26 protein-coding genes and 1 tRNA gene are annotated in these 24,914 nt (G+C 68.7%); 9 read left to right on the forward strand and 18 right to left on the reverse strand.

Annotated elements, in window-relative coordinates; all coding sequences use genetic code 11:
• Nucleotides 1-27: 27 nt before the first annotated feature.
• From ToN1_RS11435 to ToN1_RS11455, 5 genes are all read right to left on the reverse strand, one after another.
• Nucleotides 28-927, reverse strand: a complete 900-nt coding sequence (locus ToN1_RS11435; protein WP_169206570.1) for a DMT family transporter — start codon at nt 925-927, stop codon at nt 28-30.
• Nucleotides 927-1,982, reverse strand: coding sequence for an FAD:protein FMN transferase (locus tag ToN1_RS11440; protein ID WP_210148096.1), 1,056 nt, complete (start codon nt 1,980-1,982; stop codon nt 927-929). Before ToN1_RS11440 ends, ToN1_RS11435 begins: the two co-directional genes overlap by 1 nt.
• On the reverse strand, nt 1,979-2,935 hold the full coding sequence (gene gshB / locus ToN1_RS11445) for a glutathione synthase (RefSeq protein WP_169206569.1): 957 nt from the start codon (nt 2,933-2,935) through the stop codon (nt 1,979-1,981). The genes ToN1_RS11440 and gshB overlap by 4 nt, the downstream gene beginning before the upstream one ends.
• A gap of 9 nt (nt 2,936-2,944) precedes the next feature.
• Nucleotides 2,945-4,237, reverse strand: a complete 1,293-nt coding sequence (gene gshA, locus ToN1_RS11450; protein WP_169206568.1) for a glutamate--cysteine ligase — start codon at nt 4,235-4,237, stop codon at nt 2,945-2,947.
• 89 nt (nt 4,238-4,326) lie between these two features.
• Nucleotides 4,327-5,550 (reverse strand): Eco57I restriction-modification methylase domain-containing protein, encoded by a 1,224-nt coding sequence (locus ToN1_RS11455; protein ID WP_169206567.1) that lies wholly within the window; start codon nt 5,548-5,550, stop codon nt 4,327-4,329.
• Between the two features lie 322 nt (nt 5,551-5,872).
• Here ToN1_RS11455 and ToN1_RS11460 point away from each other — a divergent pair, with 322 nt between their 5' ends.
• The 3 genes from ToN1_RS11460 to ToN1_RS11470 all read left to right on the forward strand — a co-directional run bounded on the left by ToN1_RS11460 (nt 5,873) and on the right by ToN1_RS11470 (nt 7,936).
• Entirely contained in the window at nt 5,873-6,529 is a 657-nt protein-coding gene (locus tag ToN1_RS11460; protein WP_169206566.1) for a PEP-CTERM sorting domain-containing protein, read from the forward strand.
• A gap of 142 nt (nt 6,530-6,671) precedes the next feature.
• Entirely contained in the window at nt 6,672-7,463 is a 792-nt protein-coding gene (locus ToN1_RS11465; protein ID WP_169206565.1) for an EcsC family protein, read from the forward strand.
• A gap of 59 nt (nt 7,464-7,522) precedes the next feature.
• Nucleotides 7,523-7,936 carry a DUF488 domain-containing protein gene (locus ToN1_RS11470; protein ID WP_169206564.1) on the forward strand — a complete coding sequence of 138 codons (414 nt, stop codon included), beginning with the start codon at nt 7,523-7,525 and terminating at the stop codon, nt 7,934-7,936.
• Between the two features lie 37 nt (nt 7,937-7,973).
• Here ToN1_RS11470 and ToN1_RS11475 read toward each other — a convergent pair whose 3' ends face one another.
• Both ToN1_RS11475 and ToN1_RS11480 read right to left on the reverse strand, forming a co-directional pair.
• Entirely contained in the window at nt 7,974-9,119 is a 1,146-nt protein-coding gene (locus ToN1_RS11475) for a S8 family serine peptidase (protein WP_169206563.1), read from the reverse strand.
• 209 nt (nt 9,120-9,328) lie between these two features.
• The gene (locus ToN1_RS11480; protein WP_169206562.1) at nt 9,329-10,195 is read right to left on the reverse strand and encodes a YicC/YloC family endoribonuclease; all 867 of its coding nucleotides are present in this window, start codon (nt 10,193-10,195) and stop codon (nt 9,329-9,331) included.
• A 94-nt stretch (nt 10,196-10,289) separates the two neighbouring features.
• On the opposite strand from ToN1_RS11480, the gene ToN1_RS11485 reads away from it, so the two are divergent.
• From ToN1_RS11485 to hemW, 5 genes are read left to right on the forward strand one after another with little or no spacing between them, the layout of a single operon-like run.
• Nucleotides 10,290-11,240 carry a serine/threonine protein kinase gene (locus ToN1_RS11485; RefSeq protein ID WP_169206561.1) on the forward strand — a complete coding sequence of 317 codons (951 nt, stop codon included), beginning with the start codon at nt 10,290-10,292 and terminating at the stop codon, nt 11,238-11,240.
• Between the two features lie 18 nt (nt 11,241-11,258).
• Nucleotides 11,259-12,176, forward strand: coding sequence for a PP2C family protein-serine/threonine phosphatase (locus tag ToN1_RS11490; RefSeq protein WP_169206560.1), 918 nt, complete (start codon nt 11,259-11,261; stop codon nt 12,174-12,176).
• Nucleotides 12,177-12,185: 9 nt separating this feature from the next.
• On the forward strand, nt 12,186-12,905 hold the full coding sequence (rph, locus tag ToN1_RS11495; RefSeq protein ID WP_169206559.1) for a ribonuclease PH: 720 nt from the start codon (nt 12,186-12,188) through the stop codon (nt 12,903-12,905).
• Nucleotides 12,906-12,909: 4 nt separating this feature from the next.
• The gene (rdgB, locus tag ToN1_RS11500; protein ID WP_169206558.1) at nt 12,910-13,506 is read left to right on the forward strand and encodes an RdgB/HAM1 family non-canonical purine NTP pyrophosphatase; all 597 of its coding nucleotides are present in this window, start codon (nt 12,910-12,912) and stop codon (nt 13,504-13,506) included.
• Nucleotides 13,503-14,729, forward strand: coding sequence for a radical SAM family heme chaperone HemW (gene hemW / locus ToN1_RS11505; protein ID WP_169206557.1), 1,227 nt, complete (start codon nt 13,503-13,505; stop codon nt 14,727-14,729). The genes rdgB and hemW overlap by 4 nt, the downstream gene beginning before the upstream one ends.
• Nucleotides 14,730-14,732: 3 nt before the next feature.
• Here the strand turns inward: hemW and sppA are convergent, their stop codons facing one another.
• The 4 genes from sppA to thiS form a co-directional block, all read right to left on the reverse strand.
• Nucleotides 14,733-16,544, reverse strand: coding sequence for a signal peptide peptidase SppA (sppA, locus tag ToN1_RS11510; protein ID WP_169206556.1), 1,812 nt, complete (start codon nt 16,542-16,544; stop codon nt 14,733-14,735).
• 122 nt (nt 16,545-16,666) lie between these two features.
• Nucleotides 16,667-17,452: a tRNA (guanosine(46)-N7)-methyltransferase TrmB gene (trmB, locus tag ToN1_RS11515; protein ID WP_244861055.1), complete on the reverse strand. Its 786-nt coding sequence runs from the start codon at nt 17,450-17,452 to the stop codon at nt 16,667-16,669.
• Nucleotides 17,453-17,556: 104 nt separating this feature from the next.
• Nucleotides 17,557-18,342 carry a thiazole synthase gene (locus ToN1_RS11520; RefSeq protein WP_169206555.1) on the reverse strand — a complete coding sequence of 262 codons (786 nt, stop codon included), beginning with the start codon at nt 18,340-18,342 and terminating at the stop codon, nt 17,557-17,559.
• A gap of 191 nt (nt 18,343-18,533) precedes the next feature.
• The gene (gene thiS / locus ToN1_RS11525) at nt 18,534-18,737 is read right to left on the reverse strand and encodes a sulfur carrier protein ThiS (protein WP_169206588.1); all 204 of its coding nucleotides are present in this window, start codon (nt 18,735-18,737) and stop codon (nt 18,534-18,536) included.
• A gap of 123 nt (nt 18,738-18,860) precedes the next feature.
• On the opposite strand from thiS, the gene ToN1_RS11530 reads away from it, so the two are divergent.
• A tRNA-Gly gene (locus ToN1_RS11530) sits at nt 18,861-18,935 on the forward strand.
• Between the two features lie 60 nt (nt 18,936-18,995).
• Here the strand turns inward: ToN1_RS11530 and ToN1_RS11535 are convergent.
• The 7 genes from ToN1_RS11535 to ToN1_RS11565 form a co-directional block, all read right to left on the reverse strand.
• Nucleotides 18,996-19,520: a superoxide dismutase family protein gene (locus tag ToN1_RS11535; protein WP_169206554.1), complete on the reverse strand. Its 525-nt coding sequence runs from the start codon at nt 19,518-19,520 to the stop codon at nt 18,996-18,998.
• A gap of 104 nt (nt 19,521-19,624) precedes the next feature.
• The gene (locus ToN1_RS11540; protein WP_169206553.1) at nt 19,625-20,125 is read right to left on the reverse strand and encodes a cytochrome C; all 501 of its coding nucleotides are present in this window, start codon (nt 20,123-20,125) and stop codon (nt 19,625-19,627) included.
• Between the two features lie 85 nt (nt 20,126-20,210).
• A complete protein-coding gene (locus ToN1_RS11545; RefSeq protein WP_169206552.1) occupies nt 20,211-21,182 on the reverse strand; it encodes an alpha-ketoacid dehydrogenase subunit beta in 972 nt (323 codons plus the stop codon).
• Between the two features lie 10 nt (nt 21,183-21,192).
• Entirely contained in the window at nt 21,193-22,158 is a 966-nt protein-coding gene (locus ToN1_RS11550) for a thiamine pyrophosphate-dependent dehydrogenase E1 component subunit alpha (protein ID WP_169206551.1), read from the reverse strand.
• A gap of 138 nt (nt 22,159-22,296) precedes the next feature.
• Entirely contained in the window at nt 22,297-23,670 is a 1,374-nt protein-coding gene (locus ToN1_RS11555; RefSeq protein WP_169206550.1) for a GAF domain-containing protein, read from the reverse strand.
• Nucleotides 23,667-24,215: a hypothetical protein gene (locus tag ToN1_RS11560; protein WP_169206549.1), complete on the reverse strand. Its 549-nt coding sequence runs from the start codon at nt 24,213-24,215 to the stop codon at nt 23,667-23,669. The genes ToN1_RS11555 and ToN1_RS11560 overlap by 4 nt, the downstream gene beginning before the upstream one ends.
• Before the next feature lie 119 nt (nt 24,216-24,334).
• Nucleotides 24,335-24,835: a flavin reductase family protein gene (locus ToN1_RS11565; protein ID WP_169206548.1), complete on the reverse strand. Its 501-nt coding sequence runs from the start codon at nt 24,833-24,835 to the stop codon at nt 24,335-24,337.
• Nucleotides 24,836-24,914 lie beyond the last annotated feature (79 nt).

Raw genomic sequence — 24,914 nt, forward strand, 5'->3', positions numbered from 1 at the left:
CGCGCGCCCGTGTCAGCGGCGCCGGCGTCAGGCCGCCGGGGCGGGCCGGTTGGCGATCCAGATGCCGGCACCGACCAGCGCCAATGCCAGCCAGATCGCAGGCGTCATCGGCTCGCCGAGCACGAACACGCCCGCCAGCACGCCCATCACCGGGGTAAGGAAGGAGAACGAGGACAGGCGCGTCGCCGGGTACTGCGAGATCAGCCAGAACCACGCGAGGTAACTCGCCGCGGCGACGATCACGGTCTGGAAGGCGAAGGCCGACCACACGCGCGCATCGGCGGCGAACACCCCGGGTTCGCCGAAGGAGAGCGAAAGCGGCGTCAGCGAGAGGGCCGACACCCCGAGCTGGTACAGCAGCGTCTTTTCTGCCGAGGCGCGCGCGAGCGGGCTCACCTTGATCGTGAGTGTCGTGGCCGCCCAGGCCACGGCCGCACCGATCATCATCAGGTCGCCGATCCACGCCTTCCCGGACGGCTCCAGCAGGCCCTCGCCGAAAAGCACCAGCACACCGGAAAAGGCCAGGCTCATGCCGCTCCATTGCGCGCGGCGCATGTGCTCGTGCGGCAGCAGCCACACCGCCCCGAGGGCGACCATGAAGGGCGCGGTGTAGAGGAAGATCACGCCGCGCGAGGCGGTGGTGTACTGCAACGCAGCGAAGATCAGCGCGAACTCGGCGGCAAACAACAGGCCCGCGATCACGCCGGGTGCCAGCGTACCATCCGCTTCGGCAAGTTTCACCCCGCGCAGGCGCGCCCACAACAGGATCAGCAGCGTCGCGCCAGCCGAGCGCCAGCCGGCCTGCCACAGCGGCGAGATACCCACGTTGGTGATCTTGATCGCCGCCTGTTGCAGCCCCCAGATGGTGCACAACACCACCATCATCGAGATCGCCAGGCGATCGAGGTGCGCACGCAGCGGCGGCATCAGTCGACCACAGTGACGGGCGCCGTTCCGGACGGGAACTGCAGACGGGCGCGCAGTTCGCGCGTGACCTCGATGTGCCCGTCGGCGGCGACCCGCAGCGCATGGTCGATGCCATAGCGGCGCGTGTACGGGCGCCAGTTGTCGCCGGCGATGAAGGGCGGCTTGCTCGCGGCATCGGAGAGCGTGCCGGCGCCTTCGCGCGGAGTCACAAGCACGGTCATGGATTGCGTGGCGTCGGCAGGCCCGCCGCTGCGCGGGTCGAGCAGATGCGAGTAGCGCTTGCCGTCGAGCTCGAAGTAGCGCTGGTAGTCGCCCGAGGTACCGATCGCCTCGCCGTCGTAGAGCGGCAGCGTCGCCAGCGGCTGCGGTTCGCGCGGGTGCTGCAGGCCGATGCGCCACGGCTGGTCGCCCTTCTTGCCCAGCGCGAGGATGTTGCCGCCGATGTTGATGAGCGCGTTCTCGATACCCTTCGCGCGCAGGATCGCCGCCGCGCGGTCGAGTGCGTAGCCTTTGGCGTAGCCGCCGAGGTCGAGCTTCACGGCCGGATTGCGGCTTTCCACCTTGTTGCCGTCGATGACGAGGTCGGACATGCGCGGCGCGGCTTCCAGCACCGCCTGCAGCGCAGCGGGGTCAGGGCGGCGTGGCACGAACTCGTCGGCCTGAAAACCCCACATCTCGATCAGCGCACCCATCGCGGGATTGAAAAGGTTGTCGCCGAGATCCGCCAGCCGGGCCGCGTCCGTGAGCATGGTCGCGAGCTCGGTCGACACGGTCGCAACCTCGCCGCGCGCGATCGCGTCATTCAGCGCGGTCAGCTCGGAGGGCTGCCACGCGTGGTAGGCACGGTGCAGGCGGTCGAACTCGCGCAGCACCTCGGCCATCGCCGCCTCGGCCGTCTCGCGCGTCTCGCCATATACGGTGACGTCGACGCGCGTGCCGAACACGTAGGCTTCCTGCTTGTGCAGCTCGGAGTTGGAGCACGCCGCCAGCAACGCCGCACACAGCAGGGGCAACAGGACTGCGGCAGCCCGCCGCAGCGCCTCGCGCAGATTCATCGGGTGCAAGCCTTCTCGAGCTGGTCGACGAACAGCGCGGCCACGTCGTAGCCGGTCTGCTCCGCGATCTCGACAAAGCAGGTGGGGCTGGTGACGTTGATCTCGGTCAGCCGCCCGCCGATCACGTCCAGCCCCACGATCAGCAGTCCGCGTGCATGGAGGATGGGCGCGAGGCAGGCGGCGACCTCGTGCTCGCGCTCGGTCAGCGGCATCGCGACGCCGCGCCCTCCGACCGCGAGGTTGCCGCGCGTCTCGCCGGCCTTGGGGATGCGCGCGAGCGAATACGGCACGACCTCGCCGCCGATGATCAGCACGCGCTTGTCGCCCTCGACGATCTCGGGCAGGAAGCGCTGCGCCATCATGGTGCGCTTGCCCTCGTGCGTGAGCGTCTCGATGATCACGTTGCGATTCGGATCGTCCGCGCGCACGCGGAAGATCTGCGTGCCGCCCATGCCGTCGAGCGGCTTGAGGATCACGTCGCCGAACTGGTCGATGAAGGCGTTCACATCGACCGCGTCGCGCGCGACCAGCGTCGTCGGGATCAGGTCGGGGAATTCGCAGATCGCGAGCTTCTCCGAATGATCGCGGATCGCGCGCGGGTCGTTGAAGATGCGCGCACCGGCGGCGACCGCGCGTTCGAGCATCCAGGTCGCGGTCACGTACTCGAAGTCGAAGGGCGGATCCTGACGCATCAGCACGGCGTCAAAGGCCGTCAGCGGCAGCAGGGACTCGACACCCGGCCGGTACCAGTCATGGTCGTCCGCGAGCGGCGTGAGCGCCAGCGCGCGCGCCGACACCGCGCCCTCGCACCAGCTCAGTGCCGGGCGCTGGATCGCGAACACCTCGTGCCCGCGCGCACTTGCCGCGCGCATCATCGCGATGCTGGAATCCTTGTAGGCCTTCAGCTTGTCGAGGGGATCGACGATGAAGGCAATCTTGAGGCTCTTTCCCATGACCGCCCTTTACGCCACGTCCGCTTCGGCCGGCTCGGTCTCCTCGATCTCGACCGACGCCGCGAGCAGCGCCAGCCGCGCGACCACGCCGTAGGCATAGAAGCGGTTGGGCGCGGCATCCGGTGCCTGGCGGCAGTCGGGCAGCGAGCAGCAGGTCTGGAACGCCAGCGGCTTGAAGTGCATGCCCGGGGCGTTGAGGTTCTCGTCGCGGCCGCGCTCGGTGTGCACGCGGTAGAAGCCGCCGACGACGAAGCGGTCCATCATGTAGACGACCGGCTCGGCAACCGCGTCATCGACCGTCTCGAAGGTATGCACTCCTTCCTGGATGATGACCTCCTGCACTTGCAGGCCTTCCTTCACGACGCTCATCTTGTTGCGCTGGCGCCGGTTGAGGCCCACGACCTCGGAGGCGTCGCGCACCGTCATCACGCCCATGCCGTAGGTGCCGGCGTCGGCCTTGACGACGACGAAGGGCGTCTCGTCGACGCCGTATTCCTTGTACTTGGCGCGAATGCGCGTGAGCAGGCTGTCGACCTCGGCGGCGAGGCATTCCTCGCCGGTGCGCTCCTGGAAGTTGATCTGGCCGCACACGCCGAACTCGGGGTTGATGCGCCACGGGTCGATGCCGATCACCCCGGCGAACTCGCGCGCGACGCGGTCGTACGCGGCGGCATGGATCGACTTGCGCCGTGTGTGCCAGCCCGCATGCAGCGGCGGGATCAGCCACTGCTCGTCGAGACCCTTGAGGATCGCCGGCACACCGCCCGACAGGTCATTGTTGAGCAGGATCGCGCAGGGATTGAAGCCGGGCAACCCGACGCGGTTGCCGGTGCGCACCAGCGGCTCGAGCGTCAGCGTGCCGCCGTTGGCGAGTTCCAGCGTCGTCGGTGCGGTGATCTCGGGCAGCAGCGAGCCGACACGCACCTCCAGGCCGGTGAGCTGCAGCACCGCCACGAGCTTGGCGACGTTCTGCAGGTAGAACTGGTTGCGCGTGTGGTTCTCGGGGATCAGCAGCAGCTGGCGCGCATCCGGGCAGATGCGTTCGATCGCGTCCTGCGCGGCCTGAACGCACAGCGGCATGAACACGTCGTTGATGTTGTTCCAGCCGCCGGGGAAGAGGTTGAGATCGACCGGCGCGAGCTTGAAGCCCGAATTGCGCAGGTCGGTCGAGGCGTAGAAGGGCGGCATGTGATCCTGCCACTGCACGCGCATCCAGCGCTCGATCTCCGTGGCATGGCCGAGGAAGTGCTTCTCCAGCTCCAGCAGCGGGCCGGTGAGGGCCGTCGTAAGGTGAGGAACCATGGAAATTTTCCCGTAATGGATGTCGCCGGCGAGGCCCGCCGGCGGCGATGGTTTTGCCCGAATACTACAACACCCGGCCCCGCAGCGATTCAGACCGCGGCAAAGACGCGAAAGTGCTCGGGCAGCGGCGCGTTCTCGAGGCTGCGCTGGGTGAAGATGAAACGCCCGTCGCAGACGAAGCCGAGGTCGCCCCAATCGACGGCATTCAACGCGTCGCGCAAGGCCGCGAGGTCGACGTCCTCGCGCCGCGGAAACACCGCCAGCACCGCCCCGTCGTAGTGCGGGCAGTCGTGCAGGAAGAAGGGCTGCGGCCGGCGCGTGCGCCCATTCACATACACCCGCGGACGCCCGGACTGGTAATAGCTGCGCCCCCAGTGCCACCAGTTGCGCTCATCGAAGTTGTTCACGCGGCGCGCGATCAGGCGCGCCTTGTGCGGCAGCAGCGCCGCGGGCGGCGGATCTTCGGGATCCACCCACAGCATGCGCCGCGTGGCGCCGCTCTTCACCGTCGCCGAGCACACGAAGTCGCGGTTGCCGGCGGCCGCGTCGGCATAGATATCGTCGGCGCCGGACACCGCTCCGACCTTGACGAAGGCGACGTCGAACAGCCGCAGCGGATAGTCGCCACGCGCGAACATCAGGTGGCCGGCGCACTCCACGAGGTGGCGCGTCTGCCACGCCGGGGCCGCAAGCGCATCCGCGAGGCGATCGGCGACGCCGATTTCCGCATGGCGCACGCTGCGCTCGAAGTTGCCCTTCTCGAAGCGCCAGATCAGGCAGTTGGGCACCGCGTCGTCAAATACGCGCGCGTCGCCGAGCTCGATCGCGTCGGTGATCGTGCCGCCCGCCATCATCAGGCGGTTGAGCTTCACCGCGGACGTCACCTTGAGAAAGTCGCGCGGCGTGATGAAGATCAGCTCGCCGCCCGGCGCGAGGTGGCGCAGGCACTTCTCGATGAAAAAGAGATACAGGTTGGAACGTCCGTCGAAATGCTCGTCGTGCAGCAATTCCCGCGTCGCGGCCGGGATGTCCTGGAACCGCACGTAGGGCGGATTGCCGATGATGGTGTCGAAACGCTCGCTTTCCGGGTAGGCGAAGAAGTCCATCCGCGTGGCGCCGGGCGGGCAGTGCGCGGCGTCGTACTCGATACCGACCGCGCCCGGCAGATGACGCAGGAAGGCCCCGTCGCCGCAGGATGGCTCCAGCACACGGCCGCGGTTACGGCGCAGCGCGAGCATCGCCCGCACCACCGCCTCCGGCGTGAACACCTGGCCGAGCACGGCGACATCGCGGGCGCGCAGCGGCGCATTCATACCAGTCGCCACGCGAAACGGAGCGGACGGGCGGACATGGAGCCTGCGAGGTGAAAACGAGTCGTCATGGAGGCGCGGAAACGATTGAGGAGCGGCCTGCGGAAGATAAACCGGGGACGCCCGGCGCGCAAATCGGCAATCCCGGGGCAATCCCCTGCCCGCAACATGTCAAGCACTGTCGGCGCGCTTTACATTGCGGCGTCAATGCCAAAGCCATTGAATAAAATACATTATTTAATTCATCTACTTACGGAATTTGGCGCAATAATTGCACCAAAATGGGTGCAAACCCGTCGTCGACGCGGAAGGAGTTCATACTGCCATGCCGTTGCGCACCTTGATTACGCGCTGCGCACTTGCTGCCCTGCTCGGCACGACGCTGCCGTCCTCGGCGGGGGCCGCGCTCACGATCGACGCGCAGAGTCTCGCGGATTATGGTGGCATCGCAACGCTCACGATCACGCGCGCCGGGCCCACCGCATCCTCGAGCGAATCGGGAGCGGCCGCCGGCATCAGCGGCGCAACGAGCTTTTCGATTGCCTGGCTACCGGGCGGCGGAAACCTGGGCTATCCGCTCGCCGATCCGGACGGCCTGCCGCTCTATGCCGTCGATTTGGGCGCGCTATTGCCCGGCAGCGCACCGACCAGCCTGGGCCGATATGTGTTCGATCTGTCGCAGCCCACCGCGGCGTTCGATCTGGACGACCTCGATCTCGACGGCCCCGCGGCCGGCGATTTCGACGAACTCCTCGCGCTGATCGATGCAGACAGCGATCGCTCCGCATGGACCGGCAGCGCAAACCGGGGGATCTTCACCGCCCATTACCGCCTGATGCTCTTCGATGTCCCGGAGGGTATCTTGGCCATGGATCTCCCGGGTGGCGGGGACGCTGTCGCCACGGCCGTACCGGAGCCCGGCGTACTCGCCCTCGTCGGCATCGGCCTGCTCGGCATCGGGATCAGCCTGCGCCGCCGCTGACCGCACCTGCATTGCAGGTGCTCCGGCATGTGCGTCGCTGAGCGAACCTTCCCGTGCGGCGAGGCGTCGAATGGCCGATCATGGGGCCGCAACGCTCACAGCCCCCTTAGCCTCCCTCGCCTCCTACGTCCGGATCGCCGAGATGTCTCTTTCCCCCGCAGAGCTCGCAGAACTGCAGCAGGCGCGCACCCTCCTCGATAACCCCGGTCTTGCCGCACGCATCGGCGACGCCCTCGGCTCGCCGATCGAGCGCGGCTTCGAAATGCTGCCCAAGCGCTGGAACGCGGCCGTGATGGGTGCCACGCGCAAGGCCATCGAGACGGCCCTCGACGTCGCACTGCGAACCCTGGACCACGAACGCCGCGACGCGCCCGCGAACCGTTGGCACAAGCTCGCCGTCGGCACTACCGGCGCGGCCGGCGGCGCCTTCGGGCTGGCGGCGCTGGCGATCGAGTTGCCCGTATCGACAACGATCATGCTGCGCTCGATCGCCGACGTCGCCCGCAGCGAAGGCGAGGACCTGCGCAGCCTCGACGCGCGGCTGCAGTGCCTGCAGGTGCTCGCACTGGGCGGCCGTGCGACAGGCGACGACGCGGCCGAAACCGCCTACTTCGCCGCACGCGCCGCAATGGCGAAAGCCGTGTCGGAGGCCGCGCGCTTTCTCGCGCAGCAGGGCGCCGTCGTGCACGGCGCTCCCGTCGTCGTCCGGCTCATCGCGCAGATCGCCTCGCGCTTTTCGATCACCGTGTCGCAGAAGGTCGCTGCGCAGGCGGTGCCGGTGCTCGGCGCCGTCGGCGGCGCGGTTATCAATACCGTGTTCATCGACCACTTCCAGGACATGGCGCGCGGGCACTTCATCGTGCGCCGGCTGGAGCGCCAACACGGTGCAGACGAGGTACGACGGGTGTATAACGGGGTTGCCGGCCGCCGGTAAGGTCCGCACGGGCGGCAGACGCCCCGCCCCCGCGGGGAGTGAAGAATGGAGGCATCATCATGGTCCTACGCATCGTCCGCCTGGGCACGCCGCGAGCGGCCGACGAGGGCCTACGCATCGGCACCGTACGCCGTCCGCCGCGCGGCGTGCCGAAGGCCGAGTTCGCGACCCGGGACTGGTACGACGTCTGGTATCCCAACCTCGCCCCCAGCGTCGAGACGATGAAACTCGCGCAGCAGGCGCAGCAGAGTCAGGATCCGGCCGAATGGCAGGCCTTTGTGAAGCGTTACCGTGCGGAGATGTCGACGCACGACAATAGCCATTCCCTCGACCTGCTGGCCGCGCTTTCGCAGCGGACGAACTTCTCGGTCGGCTGCTACTGCGCCGACGAGTCGCACTGCCACCGCTCGGTGCTGCGCACGCTGCTGCAGGAACACGGCGCGGAGATCGAGCCCGTGCAGGCCCGAACCTGACGGCCCCGCCGCGAAGGCGGCGGGACTGAGGCCCGACTCAGCGGTGGCAGATCGGATCGGCCTTGCCGTCCGGATCCCCGCCCGCGCTGCCGTTGGAGGTCGGCGTCCCCAGCAGCAGGATGCCGGCAACGTGCGGCGCGGCCATCGAAGTGCCGGAGAAGGTGGTGACACCACCGCCGTTCTTCGTCGACACGACGTTCACGCCCGGCGCAGCACAGTCCACCGGCGGATTGCCGTAGTTCGAGAACCACGCGAACTTGTCGGCGGAGTCGATCGCCGACACCGTGTAGATGTTCGCGCCGCTGGCGCTGGCCGGCGAGTACCGGGCCGCGTCGTCGCTCTCGTTGCCGGCCGCGAGGGAGAAGAAGATGCCCTTGCCCGCAGCGGTCTCGACCGCCGCGTTGAGCGACGCGCTGTATCCGCCGCCCAGGCTCATGTTGGCGACGTCGCCCGCCTTCGCGACTTGCGCGACGTAGTCGATCCCCTTGATCACGCCCGAGTAGCTGCCGGAGCCGCTGTTGTCGAGCACGCGCACGGCAACGACGGTCGCGCCGGCCGCGACGCCGATGACGTCGCAGCCGTTGCTTTTCGCGGCGATCGTCCCGGCGACGTGTGTGCCGTGGCCGTTGCCGTCGTCGGCTGTGGTCTTGCCGCGCAGCAGGAAGCTCTTGCTGCGTGCGACATCGACGTTCAGGTCGGGGTGCTCGAAATCGATGCCGGTGTCGATGACCCACGCGGTGCGGCCCGTGCCGTCACCGGCTCCGCCGACGCGCGTGACGCCCCAGGGCGTCGTTTCCGGTGCGGTACACGCGACGGTCCCACCACCCGTGCCCGGCTTGGCGAAGGCGTAGGCGATGGCATCGGGCTCGTAGGACGCGATCAGCGGGTTGGCCGCGAGCACGCGCGCCGCCGCCTCGTCAGGCATCTTCGCCGCGAAACCCTTGAGCGCCGTCGTGTACGTGTGGGTGACCCGGCCGCCGGCCCCGGCCGCGAGCGCATTGGCGTGGCGCGCCACCTCGTTCGCGGCAACGTCGTCGCGCAGCACGAAGATGAAGCTGTTGTGCACCTCCTCGCGCACCTCAACCGACACGCCGAGATTGCCCGGCTGAGCCTGGGCCGCCGAAACCGCAGGCAAACCCGCGAGGCTGGCTGCCATGGTCGCCGCAAGTAGTCCCTTCCTCATTTTCCGCTCCATTCTGTGGCTAGGCGGGAACACCGCATCCGCGTGGCACGGACGGATGGGCCATAGCGGAGTAATTCTGGTCGCAACAATCGCCCTGCGCGGCCGAAATCTTCACCATCATGCGACGTTCCACACACGCACGCATAAATTTCTTTGTCATAAATCGTATGCATCGTACGGAGCCGGACGGAAGCGGCTTTCGGTGGGGCTTATTCGATGTTCTGCACCTGCTCGCGCATCTGCTCGATCAGCACCTTCATCTCCATCGCGATGCCGGTGACCTCGGTCGCGGAGGATTTCGACGCGAGCGTGTTGGCCTCGCGATTGAGCTCCTGCATCAGGAAGTCGAGGCGCTTGCCGGCGGCGCCGCCGGCCTTCAGGATGCGCTGCACCTCGTCGATGTGCGCCGTGAGGCGCGACAGCTCCTCGGCGACGTCGATGCGCTGGGCGAAGAGGGCAACTTCCTGGCGGATGCGGTCCTCGTCCAGCGAGGCAACGGCTTCGCGCAGGCGCGTCGTGAGCTTTTCCTGATACTCGGCGACCAATTCGGGGACGCGCGGCTGGGCCTGAGCGACGAGCTCGCGCATGCGGTCGAGGCGTTCGCGGATCATCGCCGCGAGCTTGTCGCCTTCGCGGCGACGGGTCGCGACGAGTTCGTCGAGCGCGGCCTTGGCGAGTTCCAGCACGGCCGGCTGCACTTCGTCGAAGGCCACGCCGTCGTCTGCGAGCATGCCCGGCCAGCGCAGGATCTCGGCGACCGACATGTGGGCGGCCGTCGGCATGCGGTCGCGCACGCGGGCTTCGGCATCACTCAGCTGGTCGAGCAGCGCGGTGTTGAGCGCGAGGCTGCGCGGGGCGGCGCCGTTGGTCTGCAGGTTGAGCCGGCATTCGACCTTGCCGCGGGTCAGGCGCGCGGTGACCAGCTCGCGGATCGCCGGTTCGGCCTGGCGCAGCTCGTCGCCGATGCGGAAAAACAGGTCGAGGTAGCGCGAATTCACGCTGCGCAGCTCGAGGTGGATGCTGACGCGACCCAGGTCGCGGGTCTGCACGGCAAAGCCGGTCATGCTGTGGATCATCGGTGGTGTCTCCGGGAACCTGCCGCGATCCTGTACACTGCGGGTTCCGAACAAGAAATATGCCGCGGAAAGCCGGGTCCCAGCCTTCCTCCAAATGCCTGCGCAAACGAACTGCCCACTTCCCGCCGGTTTCCAGCTGGACCAGTACCGGATCGAGCGGCAGCTTTCGCTGGGCGGGTTCTCGATCGTCTATCTCGCCAACGACGCGGAAGGCACGCCGGTCGCGATCAAGGAATACCTGCCCAACTCGCTCGCCCTGCGCAAGGACGGCGAATTCGAGCCGCAGGTTTCCGAGGAGCACATGCCCGCATTCCGCTACGGGATGAAGTGCTTCTTCGAAGAGGGCCGCTCGCTCGCGAAGCTGATGCATCCCAACGTGGTGCAGGTGCTGAATTTCTTTCGCGCCAACGGCACAGTTTACATGGTGATGAAGTTCGAGCGCGGGCGCACCTTGCACGACTATATCCAGAAACACCGCGGCGAGGTGAGCGAAGGCTTCATCCGCGTGGTGTTCACGCGCATGCTCAACGGCCTGCGCGAGGTGCATGCGCACAAGCTGCTGCACCTCGACATCAAGCCGTCGAACATCTACCTGCGCAACGACGGCACGCCGGTACTGCTGGATTTCGGCGCAGCGCGGCAAACCTTGCTGAGCGACCAGCCGATCCTCAAGCCGATGTACACGCCCGGATTCGCTTCGCCCGAACAGTTCGAGCACCGCGACACGCTGGGCCCCTGGAGCGACATTTACAGCGTGGGGGCGAGCCTGTACGCGTGCGTCACCGGCAATCCGCCGCAGCGATCGGACGAGCGCCTCAAGGACGACACCCTCGTGTCGCTGCGCAAGTCGCACGGCGCACGATATTCCGCGCACCTGCTCGACACCATCGACTGGTGCATCAAGCTCGACCCGCTGGCGCGCCCGCAGAGCGTGTATTCGCTGCAGAAGGCGCTGATCCGGCGCAACGATGACGGCGACACCGTGCACGCGGGGCTGTTCGGCGACCTCGGTGCGCGACTGAAGTCGTTCATCGGACGTACGTAAAAACAGAAGGAAACGACCGTGAAGTTCACGATCTACCAGGAAAGCCGTGTCGGCCAGCGCAAGAACAACCAGGACCGGCTCGCCTACAGCTATTCGCGCGACGCGCTGCTGATGGTGGTGGCCGACGGCATGGGCGGACACCTGCACGGCGAGGTGGCCGCGCACATCTGCGTGCAGTTCATCACCGAGGCCTTCCAGCGCGACGCGCGGCCGGTGCTGCGCGACCCCTCGATGTTCCTGTCGCGCGCGCTGACCAATGCGCACAACGCGATCCTCGACTACGCTTTCGACAAGAACCTCGAGGAGGCGCCGCGCACGACGGTGGTCGCGTGCATCGTGCAGGACGGCTTCGCCCACTGGGCGCACGCAGGCGATTCCCGCCTGTATGTGCTGCGCCAGGGGAAGATCGCGATGCACACGCGCGACCACTCGCGCGTGCAGTTGATGATGGATCAGGGCCTGCTCAATGCCGAGGAGGCCGCCCACCACCCCGGGCGCAACCGCGTGTATAGCTGCCTCGGCGGCAACCATGCGCCGCAGGTCGAATTCTCCAAGCGCCTGTCGCTGCGCGACGGCGACGTGCTGGCACTATGCACCGACGGCGTGTGGGGGCCGCTCGGCGACACCGCCCTGAGCGAGGGGCTGACGGCGCCCGACATCATGAAGGCCGTCCCCGCCCTGCTCGACCGCGCCGAGGCGGCCGCGGGGCCGAGTTGCGACAACCTGTCGATGATCGCGATGCGCTGGCACGACGACGTCACCGAACCGCACGGCGATGCGGTGTCGACGCAGACAATGGCGCTGGACAACTTCACGACGCAGCTCGAGAGCTTCGACACCTCGCGCGCACCCGCCTCGCGCTTCGACATCAGCGACGACGACATCGAAAAGGCGATTGCCGAAATCAACGCCGCCATCCAGAAATTCAGCAAATAGGAAACCCCCATGCGCCCCAGTCACCGCCACCCCGACGAACTGCGTATCGTCCGCATCACCCGCAACTTCACCTGCCACGCCGAGGGATCGGTGCTGGTCGAGTTCGGCGCCACGCGCGTGCTGTGCACGGCGAGCGTCGAGGAGAACGTGCCGCCCTTCCTGCGCGGCAAGGGCCAGGGCTGGGTGACCGCCGAGTACGGCATGCTGCCGCGCTCGACCCACACCCGCAGCGCGCGCGAAGCGGCCAAGGGCAAGCAGAGCGGGCGCACACAGGAGATCCAGCGCCTGATCGGGCGCAGCCTGCGCGCGGTGACCGATCTCGCCGCGCTGGGCGAGCGCCAGATCATCGTCGACTGCGACGTGCTCCAGGCCGACGGCGGCACGCGCACCGCCGCGATCACCGGCGCCTGCGTCGCCGTGCATGACGCGATCGCGAAGCTGATCGCGTCCGGCAAGCTCAAGACGAACCCGATGCGCGACTTCGTCGCCGCGGTGTCGGTGGGCATCCACCAGGGCGTGCCGGTGCTGGACCTCGACTATGCGGAGGATTCGGACTGCGACACCGACATGAACGTGGTGATGACCGGCGCCGGCGGCTTCGTCGAGGTGCAGGGCACGGCCGAGGGCACGCCCTTCACGCGCAAGGAACTCGACGCCCTGCTGGCACTCGCAGAAGGAGGCATTCGCCAGCTGTTCGCCGTGCAGCGCGCGGCCATTGCGGAGCAGTGACACGATGAGCAAACGACTGGTACTCGCAAGCAACAACGCCAAGAAGGCCACCGAGATGGCGGCCCTCCTCGCCCCCCTCGGCATCGAGGTGGTGCCGCAGTCGGCCTTCGACATCCCCGAGGCGGAAGAGCCGCACAATACCTTCGTCGAGAATGCGCTTGCGAAGGCGCGTCATGCTGCGAAGATGAGCGGCCTGCCGGCGATCGCAGACGACTCGGGACTGTGCGTGATGGCGCTGGGGGGCGCGCCGGGCGTGCAGTCCGCGCGCTACGCCGGCGAGCCGAAGTCCGACGCGCGCAACAACGCGCTGCTGACCGAGCGCCTCGCAGGTGTTTCCGACCGGCGCGCATTCTTCTACTCGGTGGTGGTGCTGGTGCGCCATGCCGAGGATCCGCGCCCCCTGATCGCCGACGGCGAGTGGCACGGCGCGATCCTCGACGCGCCGCGCGGCGAGGCCGGCTTCGGCTACGACCCGCTGTTCTACGTGCCGCAGCTGGGCCAGACCGCGGCCGAACTCGACGCGAAGCTGAAGAACACCCTGAGCCACCGTGGCGCGGCGATGCGCCACCTGCTGTCGAGGCTGGAAACCGACCCGCTGTGACTGAGCGCCGCATCATCCCGCTCGCGGTCGCGCCGGCCGCAGACCCGGCGCCCGGCGAACTGCCGGAGCGCGCGCAACTGACGTCGCCGCCGCCGCTCGCGCTGTACGTGCATTACCCGTGGTGCGTGAAGAAGTGCCCGTACTGCGACTTCAACTCCCACGCGCAGCGCGGCGGCGAGATCCCCGAGTCGGCCTACATCGACGCGCTGCTCGCCGACCTGGAAACGGCCCTGCCGCAGGTGTGGGGGCGGCGCGTGCATTCGATCTTCTTCGGCGGCGGCACCCCGAGCCTGATGTCCGCGCAGGGGCTGGACCGGCTGCTGACCGGCATCCGCATGCTGCTGCCGCTCGACCCGCTGGCCGAGGTGACACTGGAGGCGAACCCCGGCACGGTCGAGGCAGGCCGCTTCCGCGACTATCGCGCGGCGGGCGTGAACCGCCTGTCGCTGGGCATCCAGAGCTTCGACGACCGCCAGCTCGCGCAGTTGGGTCGCATCCACGGTGGCGACGAGGCACGCCGGGCGATCGACACGGCGCTCGCGCATTTCGAGCGGGTGAACCTCGACCTGATGTACGCGCTGCCCCGGCAGGCGCTCGCCGAGGCACTCGCCGACCTCGACACCGCGCTCGCCTTCGGCGTCACGCACCTTTCGTGCTACCACCTGACGCTGGAGCCCAACACGCCCTTCGCGCACGAACCGCCGCCGCTGCCCGACGACGACCTGTCTGCGGACATGCAGGAGGCGATCGAGGAGCGGCTCGCCGGCGCGGGTTTCCGCCATTACGAAACCTCGGCGTTCGCCAAGCCGGGCCAGGAATGCCGGCACAACCTCAACTACTGGACCTTCGGCGACTACCTCGGCATCGGCGCCGGCGCGCACGGCAAGCTCTCCAGCCACGCAGGCATCGTGCGCGAAATGCGCCACAAACACCCGACGCGCTACCTCGAGGGCGCACAGCGGCGCGAATTCGTGCAGGAACGCCGCGAGGTCGGCGTCGCGGAGCTGCCCTTCGAGTTCATGATGAACGCGCTGCGGCTCACCGGCGGCTTCCCGCGCCGGCTGTTCGCGGAGCGCACGGGCCTGCCCTTCACGGCGGTGGAGGCGGAGCTGATCGAGGCGCGGCGACGCGGGCTGCTCGAGGTCGACGGCGACGAAATCCGCCCCACCGAACAGGGGCGGCGCTTCCTCAATGATCTGCTGACGCTGTTCCTGCGGGACTGACGCTCAAGGCGCGTCGCACAGGCAGTGGCCGTACAGGTGCTGCGGGTCGTTCCAGCGCAGCAGGTCGGCGACCTGGGCCTGCAGGCCGCCGAGGAGCCGCCCGAGCGGCGCTTCCGAGGTGATCCCGACGGGGCCGAGCACCGACATCAGGCGGCGCAGCAGCAGGTGGCGCAGGTTGATCTCGCCGGTCGGCCATACCGTTTCGTAGCGCTCGAGCTGCGCGCGCTTCGCCGCGGCGACGACCGCATCCTCGATGCCGCCGAGCGTGTCGACGAGACCCAGGCGCAACGCGGCCTCGCCGGTCCACACGCGGCCGCGGGCGACGGCATCGATCTCGGCAATGTCCTTCCGGCGTGCCGTGGCGACGATCTCGAGGAAGCGCCGGTAGCTGTGTTCGACGCCCAACTGCATCGCCTGCGCCAGCGCGGGTTCGAGCGGGCGGCGCGGGTCCAGCGTGCCGGCGAGCGGTCCCGTGGCGACACGATCGGTGGTGACGCCGAGCCGGGCCAGCGGTTCGGTCAATTCGGGGAACATCGCGAACACGCCGATCGAACCGGTCAGCGTCTCCGGCCGCGCCCAGATCTCGTCGGCACCGGCGGCGACCCAGTAGCCGCCCGATGCGGCGACCGAGCTCATCGACGCGACGACCGGCTTGCCCTCGCGGCGCGTGAGCTCCAGCTCGCGGCGGATCACCTCCGATGCCCAGGCGCTGCCGCCGGGGCTGTCAATGCGCAACACCACCGCCTTCACGCGCTCGTCCTCGCGTGCGGCGCGGATCTGCGCCGCGAGGCTGTCACCGCCGACGGAATCCTCGTCCGCGGCGCCATCGACGATGGAACCCTGGGCGACGAGCACCGCAACGCGCGCGTCCTCGTGCGAACGCGCGGCGCGCACCGCGGCAAGGTAGTCGTCGGCGTCGATGCGCCGATAGTCCTTGCCGTCGGCACTCTCGCCGACGCGCGCCTTCAGCAGCTGGTGCCATTCGTCGCGCTGGCTCAGCGCATCGACGAGGCCGGCCTCGCGCGCGGCACGGGCGGCGTCGCCGCCGGTGGCCTGCAGCAGCCCGGCGTAGTCCTCGACATAGCGGTCGAGCGCTTCCGGGGCGAGCTTGCGGCTGCCGGCGACACGCTCGCGCATGCCCGCCCACAGCGTGTCGAGCAGCTCGCGCGAGGATTGACGGTCTTCGTCGGACATGTCGGTGCGCGTGAAGGGCTCGCTGAAGGACTTGTACTCGCCGACGCGGAACACATGCACCTTCACGCCCAGCGCATCGAGCGCGCCCTTGAAATAGCTGACGTTGCGGGCGAGCCCGGGCAGCAGCAGGAAGCCGTCGGGCGCGAGATGGACCTCGTCGGCGATGCTGGCGAGGAAGTACTGCCCCTGCGTGAAGCGCTCGCCGCGCGCATAGACCGGCTTGCCGCCGCTCTTGAAGGCGATGACCGCCTCGCGCAGTTCGGCGAGCTTGGACAGTCCGCCCTGGCCGAGCTGATCGGTCTCGATGACCAGCGCCTTGATGCGATCGTCCTCGCGCGCGGCGCGCACCGCCTCGAGCAGGTCGGGCAGCGAAGTCTGGGCGACCGGGGCGCCGCCCGAGCGGATGATGCCCAGCGGATCATCGACGCGCACGCGCTCGACCAGGGTTCCCGCCGGCCGCAGCACCAGCGCCGCGCCGTCGGGCACGGACGGCCCCGGATGCAGCGCGAACGCGATGACCAGGGCGAACGCCAGCAGGAACGCGAGCGTGACGACGACGCGTCGCAGCAGGTCGAGCGCACGCCAGATCCATGCGAACAGCCTGCCCAGAAACCCAAACATGTGCCTTACCTCGCTGTGCCCGGTGGAAGCGGTTGCAGCCGCAAACGAGCGGTAGGCGGAATGCTAACCGATTCGGGGCGCGAGCCGCTCACCCCGCCATCGTACCGTCGCCCCCGGTGCGTTCAGCCGCGCTTGCGGAACACCAGATCCCACACGCCGTGGCCGAGTTTCAGGCCGCGGTTCTCGAACTTGGTCAGCGGCCGGTAGTCCGGACGCGGCGCGAAGCCGTCGGCGGTGTTCTCCAGCGCAGGTTCGGCGGAGAGGATCTCCATCATCCACTGCGCGTATTCCTCCCAGTCCGTCGCACAGTGCAGATAGCCGCCCGGGGCGAGGCGCGAGGCGATCAGCGCGACGAAGTCCGGCTGGATGATGCGCCGCTTGTGGTGGCGTTTCTTGTGCCAGGGATCGGGGAAGAAGACATGCACGCCGGCGAGGGCGCCTTCCGGGATCATGTCGCGCAGGACCTCGACGGCGTCGTGCTGCATGATGCGCAGGTTGGCGAGGCCGTCGTCGGCGATCAGCTTGCACAGGCTGCCGACACCGGGGCCGTGCACCTCGATGCCGAGGAAGTCCTTGTCGGGCAGCGCCGCGGCGATCTTCGCGGTGGTCTCGCCCATGCCGAAGCCGATCTCGACGATCTTGGGCGCCTGGCGGCCGAAAGCGGCGTCGAGGTCGAGCGCAGCGACGCGGTAGGGAATCGACACCTTGGGGAAGGTCTCCTCCATGTGGCGCTGCTGCGCGACCGACATGCGCCCCTGGCGCAGCACGAAGCTGCGGATCGAGCGGCTGGAAAAGCGCGCCTCGGCCTCGCCCGGCAACGTGTGCTCGGGTTCGGCGGACGCTGTGGCAGCGGGCGAGGTGGTGTCGGGAGAGCCGGTGTCCGGCTGATCGGGAGTCGTTGCGGTCATCATGAGTGGGCGGGAGGCGACGGGCACCGAGGCACGCGCCCCGCGGGCGGAACGGAAAGAGTGGGATGCGGAGGCGGCATCGGCTCGCGCCGCTGCGATGCCTCCTACGAACCGATAAGTCCGGCGGTCGGCGAACTCGGATCGGCGGAATAGAACTTGCGCGGCATGCGCCCGGCGAGGAAGGCTTCGCGCCCGGCCTCGACCGCCTTCTTCATCGCGCTGGCCATCAGCACGGGCTTGCTCGCGTGCGCGATGGCGGTGTTCATGAGCACGCCGTCGCAACCGAGTTCCATCGCGATCGCGGCGTCCGAGGCGGTGCCGACGCCGGCATCGACGAGCACCGGCACCTTGGCCTGGTCGATGATGAGGCGCAGGTTCCACGGATTGAGGATGCCCATGCCGGAGCCGATCAGCGAGGCGAGCGGCATCACTGCGGCGCAGCCCATGTCCTCCAGCATCTGCGCCTGGATCGGGTCGTCGGCGCAGTACACCATCACGTCGAAGCCATCCTTCACGAGGATCTCGGCGGCCTTCAGCGTTTCCGGCATGTTCGGGAACAGCGTCTTCGGGTCGCCCAGCACTTCGAGCTTGCACAGCGGATGGCCGTCGAGTAGTTCGCGCGCGAGACGCAGCGTGCGCACCGCGTCGTCCGCCGTGTAGCAGCCGGCGGTGTTGGGCAGAATCGTAAATTTTTCCGGCGGCAGCACGTCGAGCAGGTTGGGTTCGCCCGCGTTCTGGCCGATGTTGGTGCGGCGGATCGCGACGGTGACGATCTCGGCGCCGCTCGCGTCGATCGCCTCGCGCGTCTCGGCGAAGTCCTTGTATTTGCCGGTGCCGACGAGGAGGCGGGAGCCGTAGGACTTGCCGGCGATGACCAGGGAATCGTTCATGTTCGACCTGCAGGAATTCGGTTGGAAAAAGAATCTCGCGTAGCGTTGATCGCTGAAATCAGCACGAAGAGATTGTGCAGAAAGCGTAGCGAGCGGCCCGAGTTCGGTGCGAGAAGCGCAGCCGTACATGCGGTACGGCGAGCATCACAGCGGCGAAATCGGGACGCGCAGTAGCTTTATGCGCAATCTCTTCAGCCGCCGCCGACGGCGACGACTATTTCCAGACGGTCGCCGTCCGCGAGCAGGGTCTCGGCGTGCCGCCCCTTGGGGACGATCTCGCCGTTGCGCTCGACCGCGAGGCGCTTGCCAGCAAGCTGACGCGCCTCGAGCAGCCCGAGCACCGTGGTGGGCCGCTCCAGACGCTCGGTCTGGCCGTTGATGATGAGCTGGATCATGGTGAAACGGACTGAAGCATCAAATGAAAATCTTACCATGTGCCGCGCCGCCGTCCCGACGCATTGCGCGGCGCCATCCCGACCATTAGAATGGCGCCTCGGTTCGCCACGCGGGCCGGATTTGCGGGTGTCGTATAATGGCTATTACCTCAGCTTCCCAAGCTGATGACGAGGGTTCGATTCCCTTCACCCGCTCCAGATTCCCCAGGAAGGGCCCGGCACACGTCGGGCCCTTCTTCGTTTCCGGTCCCGCTTCGCCTACTTCGGGCGCGCGATCACGCCGCACGCGACACGCGCGCCGGAATTGCCGGTCGGCTGCGTCTTGAAGTCGTCGGGGGCGGCGTGCACGATCACGCCGAGGCCGACGATGTTGCCCTTGCCGCTGATCGTGAGTCCTTCGAGAATCGTGCCCAGCTTAGCGTTGCCGTTCGCATCGGCGACCAGCATCGGCATGTCGCCGAGGTGCCGCTCGCCTTTCGCCGGGTCGCCGTGCGGCTTGCCGCTCGGGTTGAAATGGCCGCCGGCGCTGGTGCCGTCGGGCGCGGAGCAGTCGCCCTTCTCGTGGATGTGAAAACCATGCTTGCCGGGCGAGAGTCCGGTCACGCTGGCGTCGATGAGCACGCCGCCGTCGACCTCGGTGAATTTGACGGTGCCGGCGGCCGCATTGCCCTTGGTCGGGGCAAGGGGCGCTTCGGCGGTGATCGGTCCGCCGAGGCCGAGGTTGCTGCAGGCGGCGATGAGCAGGGTTGCGGACAATGTCGGGAGGAGGGAGCGGGCATTCATCTTCTTCTATCCTTTCTCGAATGGAGGATGTCGTGCGGCCGACACCTCGGCCGGCCGCAATTCATCATGGACCATTGATACGCAGAAAGGAATAGACGTCCCCCTCAGCGCGCGAGCGCCCCGGTCTTGAGCGGCTGCGGCGGCTGCGGGACGAACACGAAGTGCGGCGTAGCGATCGGCTGCCCCGGTGCGACCGCCTGCGGCGCGGGCTCGCCGGCCGCGCCGAGGTCGCGCAGGTAGCGGTAGATCGCGAGGAGATCGGATTCGCTCATCGCGCGCAGCGACGACCACGGCATCGGCGGCAGGCCGCCCTGGCGCACGCGCTCGAGCCAGCCCGCCTCGTCGAGCATCGCGGCGACAAGGCGCAGGTTGCCGGGATAGCTCACGCCCCACGGCCCGCTGAAACCGACGGCCGAGCCGGTGAGCCACTGCGGCTCGGGCACCTTGCCGTCGCTCTGCGCATAGCCCTCGGTATGGCAGTCGTTGCAGCCGGCGATCGAGACGAGGTAGCGGCCGCGCTCGGCCGCAGCGGGGTCGGCGGCAAGTACGGCGGTCGCGGCGGCGCAGGCAAGGAGGGACAGGACAAGGCGGGCAGCGGTCTTCATGGGAATCCTCTCGTGGGGCGGGCGCGCCGGCAGGCGCCGCCCGGTTAGCATTGTTTTAGGGAACGACGGGAGCGAGCCCGGGCCGTCAGGCGTACTCGCGCGTACCGACCAGTTCGCGCGCCGCGGCGACGATCGCGTCGGCCTGCGGCACGAAGGCCTGTTCGAGCGGCCACGACGAGGGCGCCGGCGTGTCCGGGCCGGTGAGGCGGCGCACCGGGGCCTTGAGCGCATCGAAGGCGTGCTCGGCGACGATGGCGGCGACCTCGGCGCCGACGCCGCACAGGCGGCTCGCCTCATGCACGACGACGACGCGGCCGGTCTTGCGCACCGAGACGAGGATCGCCGCTTCGTCGAGAGGCTTGAGCGAACGCAGATCGATGACTTCGGCGGAGATGCCCTGCCCGGCCAGCGTCTCGGCGGCGGCGACGCAGTAGTGCACGGTCTTGGCGTAGCTCACCAGCGTGACGTCGCGCCCTTCGCGCAGTGTCGCGGCGCGCCCGAGCGGCACGAGCTGCTCGCCCGCAGGCACTTCTCCGGCCTGATAGCCGAGCGCGAGGTCCATGAAGAACAGCACCGGGTTGTCGTCGCGGATCGCGGCCTTGAGGAGGCCCTTGAAGTCCGCGGCCGACGACGGCATCACGACCTTGAGGCCGGGGCTGTGCACGAACCAGGCCTCGAGGTTGTGGTTGTGCTGCGCGCCGACCGTCCAGCCGGCGCCGCTCTGCGCGAGCACGACCATCGGGAACTTGAATTGGCCGCCCGACATGTAGCGCAGCTTGCCGGCGCTGTTGACGATCTCGTCCATCGCGAAGCACAGGAAGGGCGCGAACAGCAGGTCGACGATGGGGCGCAGGCCGCTCGCCGCGGCGCCCGCTGCAGTGCCGGCGATGATGCCTTCGGCGAGCGGGGTGTTGCGCACGCGCGCGGCGCCAAATTCGGCGACGAGCTCGCCGCGCTTGGTCGCGACGCCTTCGCCGAACATCAACACGGCGGGGTCGCGGCGCATTTCCTCGGCGATCGCCTGGGCGATCGCTTCATTGACGGTGATCTGGGACATGGCGGGTTCCTTACGCGTAGACGTCGGTGAAGAGTTCTGCGGGTTCCGGGTAGGGCGAGGCGTTGGCGAAGGCGACCGCCTCGTCGATCACGGCCCGCACGCGCGCGCGGATCTGCGCAAGGCGCGCGTCGTCGAGGCGGCCGGCGGCGCGCAGGCGGTTGGCGAGCAGTTCGATCGGGTCGCGCGCCTGCCACGCCGCGAGTTCTGTGCGGTCGACGTAGGACTGGTCGTCCGGCTCGTAGTGGCCGCGCGTGCGGTAGGTCAGCGTCTCGAGGAAGGCCGGTTCGCCGGTTTCGCGGATGCGCGCAACCAGGCGCGCCGCCGCGGCCTGCACGGCTTCGGCGTCGTTGCCGTCCACGGTCTCGGCGACGAGGCCGTGCGCCGCGGCCCAGTCGCGCACGTACGCCATCGGCATGGTCTCGCGCCGATGCACGAAGGCCTGCCATTCGTTGTTTTCGCACACGTAGAGAATGGGCAGCTTCCACACCACGGCGAGGTTGAGCGATTCGTGGAACACGCCCTCGCAGGCGGCGCCGTCGCCGAAGAAGGTGGCGACGATGCCGTCATCGCCGGGCGTCATCGTGCGCGCCAATGCCACGCCCGGCGCGAGCGAGAGTTCGCCGCCGACGATCGTCGAGGTGAGCACGACGCCCAGTTCGGCCGCGGAGATGTGCAGCGAGCCGCTCTTGCCCTTGCAGTAGCCGGTGCGCTTGCCGAGCACCTCGGCGATCATGCGCCCGGGGTCGGCGCCGCGCGCGAGGAGGTGGCCGGCGCTGCGGTGGTTGGTAAGGATGCGGTCCTGCGGCGCGAGCGCCCGCACGGCGCCCGCGGCGGCGGCCTCCTGGCCGACCGAGGTGCAGGTGCCGGGCGCGTTGCCGCCGGCGGCGATGCCGACGAGGGCCTCCTCGTAGGCACGGATCAGCATCATCGTCTCCAGCAGCGCGAGCGGGGACGGGGCTTGTACGCTGTGTTGCATGTGTCGCCTCCAGAATCAGGCGGACCGCCCCGGAAGGGCCGGGGCGCCGCGTGGAGGCACTCTAGGCGTGCCACGCCCACTGTGGACGGGGCTTAAGAGACTCTTAGGATTCGCTGAGGGAAGATTTAGGAAGCCGGCTCAGCAGCAGGCGCCGTCGGGGCGCGCACCGCCCTGCCCGACCTCGACGAGGGTGAGCGGACGCGACGCGGTGAGCAGCAGGCGCCCGCGCCCGGCCTTTTCCAGGCGCACGCAGGCCTGCCGCTCGTTGAGGCGGCGACGCAGGAGGATCAGGCGCGCCTCGAGGTTGTCGGAGAGGTCCGGCAGGCGGATGCGCGGGTCGAGGCGCAGCTCGCGGTTGCTGAAGGTGCTGCGGCCGGATTCGACGTGGTCGCGCACCAGCGCCCAGAAGATCGACCCGGCGACGCCCTTGATGAGGTAGTCGTCGTCGAGGAAGACGCTGTCGTCCCCGGCGTAGTGGCGCACGAGCACCGGGCGACCGGCGGCGGGCTGCGCCAGCGGTTCGGGCACGAGAACCTCCTCCTGGAGTTCGCTCGCCTGCTGCAGCGACAGCATCGTCGCGCCGAGCTGGCCGGCGAGCGCGACCAGCGCATCCTCGTCGTCGTAGCCGAAGCGCAGGTTGTGCGGACTCTCGACGTAGAGCACGCCGAGCAGGCGCCCGGCGGCGCGGATCGGCACCGCGAGCTGGCTGGCCGAATCGGCAAGGCCGGGCAGCGGGATCTCGGTTTCCAGCACGGCAGCGAGGCCGTTCGCCTCGGCTGCGGCGCGGATTGCGCGCCCGTAGGCGTATTCGAGCGTCGCGTAGCCGATGCGGATCGGCGTGCCTTCGCGTGCGGCCACCCCGATCACGCCCTGGCCGAGCGGGATTTCGGAGCCGACGCCGGAGGCCTCGTAGCCGCGGCTGGCGATCGTGTACAGGCGCGTGCCCGCCCCGTCGAGCAGGAGCACCATCGCGTGGCGGATGTCGAAATGCGCTTCCAGCCCGTCGAGCGTGTCGCTGAACAGCAAGTCCAGCTCGCGGCAGCCGGCGATGCGCGCCGACACCGCGCGCAACGCGGCGAGCAGGCTCGCGCGCGGGGGCGGCGGCGCGAGCGCGGCGCCGGGGATGCGCTCGATCTCGGCGACGCGGTAGATGTCCGAACCGAGCAGGCGGAACACGCCGCTCATGCCGGTGTGCGACGCGATGCCGGCGAGCTTGGCCTTCATGCGCTCGAACAGCGGGCCGGCGGTTTCGGTGCGCAGGTAGCGCAGGCGCAGACGGAAGCGCTCGCCCGTGTGCGGGTGCGTGACGATCAGGCGCGCCTCGGGGTTCGCGAGGATGTTGCGGCGCGTGGTGTTGAAGAACTGGTAGGACAGCGCGATGTGGCGGCCGTCCACGTACTCGGTCTGCGACAGGTAGGCGACATTGGGCGTGCCGTCGGCCGCGCAGGTGGCCATGATTCCCGGCACCGCGCCTTCGAGGCAGTCGCGGATCACGTCGAGCCGCTGCGTCATTTCGCGTGCGCGAGCGGCTCGCCCGCGCGCGGGCCGGGCGTCTGGTCGAAGGCCGCGCAGGGCGTGAAGGCGATCGCGACGACCTCGCCGCCGCCGCTGTCGATCAGCGCGTGCGTGAACAGCGGGCCGAAGCCGATCTCGCCGAGTTCGGCCGAAAAGGCCGCGCGGTAGCGCTCGATGCGGTCGCGATCGCCCGCCTCGAGCGCCTCCACGACCGCGTCGCGGCCCTTGATCTGCAGTGTGCGGTGGCTGTGCGGTTCGCTGAACACGACCGCGATGCGCCGCGTGTCGCGCACGTCGTCGAGGAGGTCGCGCGACTGCTCGGCCACGACGAATACGCTCGCGCGCAGCCGGTCGGGGACGACACGGCAGCCGATACCGCGCGTGATGCTGGGCAGCAGGTCGGCACTGGACGAGCCGACGCTGATCGACACGCCGGCCGTCGTAATGAACGCTGCATGATCGGCGTCGATCGGGGATTCGGGAACCGCGGACGAAACGGAGGACGGCTGGTCGGGCATCCGGTCGCAGGCGCTCGTAGACATTGGGGGTCGGGACCGCTCTGCGGCGCGACCGGCTTCGCCGGTCGTGCGCCGGCTCATCAAACAGTATAGTTCGCTCCGCCCCGGGCGCCGCCCGGAGAACACATCAGCGAATCGGGACCTCAATCCGCGGCGAGGCGGCGGTAGGCGCCGGCATGGTAGACCAGCGGGGCGCGGTCCTCGCGGTCGAAACGCACCACTTCGGAGATGAAGACGAGATGGTCGCCGCCGTCGTGGCGCGCCGTGTTGCGGCATTCGAAGCGCGCGCAGCAGTTCTTCAGCAGCGGCACGCCGTACAGGCCGTCGTCGATGTCGAGTCCGGCGAACTTGTCGTCCGAACGGGTCGCGAAAAGCTGCGACAGGTGCTGCTGATCCTCCGCGAGCACGTTCACCGCGTAGTATTCGCAGGCTTCGAACACCGGCAGGCTGGCCAGCTTGCGCGACAGGCTCCACACGATGAGCGGCGGGTCGAGCGACACGGAATTGAAGGAGTTGACCGTCAGGCCGATCGCCTCGCCGCCGGGGGCGCGCGTCGTGACGACGGCGATGCCGGTCGCGAACATGCCGAGGGCGTCGCGGAACGCGCGGGTGAAATCCTGATGGGTAACGGGCGGTTGGGACATGGTCGGTTCTTGTGATCGGCGCGTGCCCCCACGGAGCCGGCGCGAAATTGGATGGAACCGTTGATTATCGCCGCGCATA

Origin of the sequence: Aromatoleum petrolei (assembly GCF_017894385.1) — a bacterium.
GTDB lineage: Bacteria > Pseudomonadota > Gammaproteobacteria > Burkholderiales > Rhodocyclaceae > Aromatoleum > Aromatoleum petrolei.

Coding starts and splice junctions, on each gene's coding strand:
- sppA (WP_169206556.1), bottom strand. CDS start 16,544: ATGTTTGGGTTTCTGGGCAGGCTGTTCGCATGGATCTGGCGTGCGCTC.
- ToN1_RS11470 (WP_169206564.1), top strand. CDS start 7,523: ATGGTCCTACGCATCGTCCGCCTGGGCACGCCGCGAGCGGCCGACGAG.
- thiS (WP_169206588.1), bottom strand. CDS start 18,737: ATGATCCAGCTCATCATCAACGGCCAGACCGAGCGTCTGGAGCGGCCC.
- ToN1_RS11540 (WP_169206553.1), bottom strand. CDS start 20,125: ATGAAGACCGCTGCCCGCCTTGTCCTGTCCCTCCTTGCCTGCGCCGCC.
- ToN1_RS11565 (WP_169206548.1), bottom strand. CDS start 24,835: ATGTCCCAACCGCCCGTTACCCATCAGGATTTCACCCGCGCGTTCCGC.
- ToN1_RS11555 (WP_169206550.1), bottom strand. CDS start 23,670: ATGACGCAGCGGCTCGACGTGATCCGCGACTGCCTCGAAGGCGCGGTG.
- ToN1_RS11475 (WP_169206563.1), bottom strand. CDS start 9,119: ATGAGGAAGGGACTACTTGCGGCGACCATGGCAGCCAGCCTCGCGGGT.
- ToN1_RS11460 (WP_169206566.1), top strand. CDS start 5,873: ATGCCGTTGCGCACCTTGATTACGCGCTGCGCACTTGCTGCCCTGCTC.
- ToN1_RS11545 (WP_169206552.1), bottom strand. CDS start 21,182: ATGTCCCAGATCACCGTCAATGAAGCGATCGCCCAGGCGATCGCCGAG.
- ToN1_RS11440 (WP_210148096.1), bottom strand. CDS start 1,982: ATGAATCTGCGCGAGGCGCTGCGGCGGGCTGCCGCAGTCCTGTTGCCC.
- rdgB (WP_169206558.1), top strand. CDS start 12,910: ATGAGCAAACGACTGGTACTCGCAAGCAACAACGCCAAGAAGGCCACC.
- ToN1_RS11465 (WP_169206565.1), top strand. CDS start 6,672: ATGTCTCTTTCCCCCGCAGAGCTCGCAGAACTGCAGCAGGCGCGCACC.
- ToN1_RS11480 (WP_169206562.1), bottom strand. CDS start 10,195: ATGATCCACAGCATGACCGGCTTTGCCGTGCAGACCCGCGACCTGGGT.
- ToN1_RS11485 (WP_169206561.1), top strand. CDS start 10,290: ATGCCTGCGCAAACGAACTGCCCACTTCCCGCCGGTTTCCAGCTGGAC.
- rph (WP_169206559.1), top strand. CDS start 12,186: ATGCGCCCCAGTCACCGCCACCCCGACGAACTGCGTATCGTCCGCATC.
- ToN1_RS11550 (WP_169206551.1), bottom strand. CDS start 22,158: ATGCAACACAGCGTACAAGCCCCGTCCCCGCTCGCGCTGCTGGAGACG.
- ToN1_RS11560 (WP_169206549.1), bottom strand. CDS start 24,215: ATGTCTACGAGCGCCTGCGACCGGATGCCCGACCAGCCGTCCTCCGTT.
- ToN1_RS11520 (WP_169206555.1), bottom strand. CDS start 18,342: ATGAACGATTCCCTGGTCATCGCCGGCAAGTCCTACGGCTCCCGCCTC.
- gshB (WP_169206569.1), bottom strand. CDS start 2,935: ATGGGAAAGAGCCTCAAGATTGCCTTCATCGTCGATCCCCTCGACAAG.
- trmB (WP_244861055.1), bottom strand. CDS start 17,452: ATGACCGCAACGACTCCCGATCAGCCGGACACCGGCTCTCCCGACACC.
- ToN1_RS11455 (WP_169206567.1), bottom strand. CDS start 5,550: ATGAATGCGCCGCTGCGCGCCCGCGATGTCGCCGTGCTCGGCCAGGTG.
- ToN1_RS11435 (WP_169206570.1), bottom strand. CDS start 927: ATGCCGCCGCTGCGTGCGCACCTCGATCGCCTGGCGATCTCGATGATG.
- ToN1_RS11535 (WP_169206554.1), bottom strand. CDS start 19,520: ATGAATGCCCGCTCCCTCCTCCCGACATTGTCCGCAACCCTGCTCATC.
- gshA (WP_169206568.1), bottom strand. CDS start 4,237: ATGGTTCCTCACCTTACGACGGCCCTCACCGGCCCGCTGCTGGAGCTG.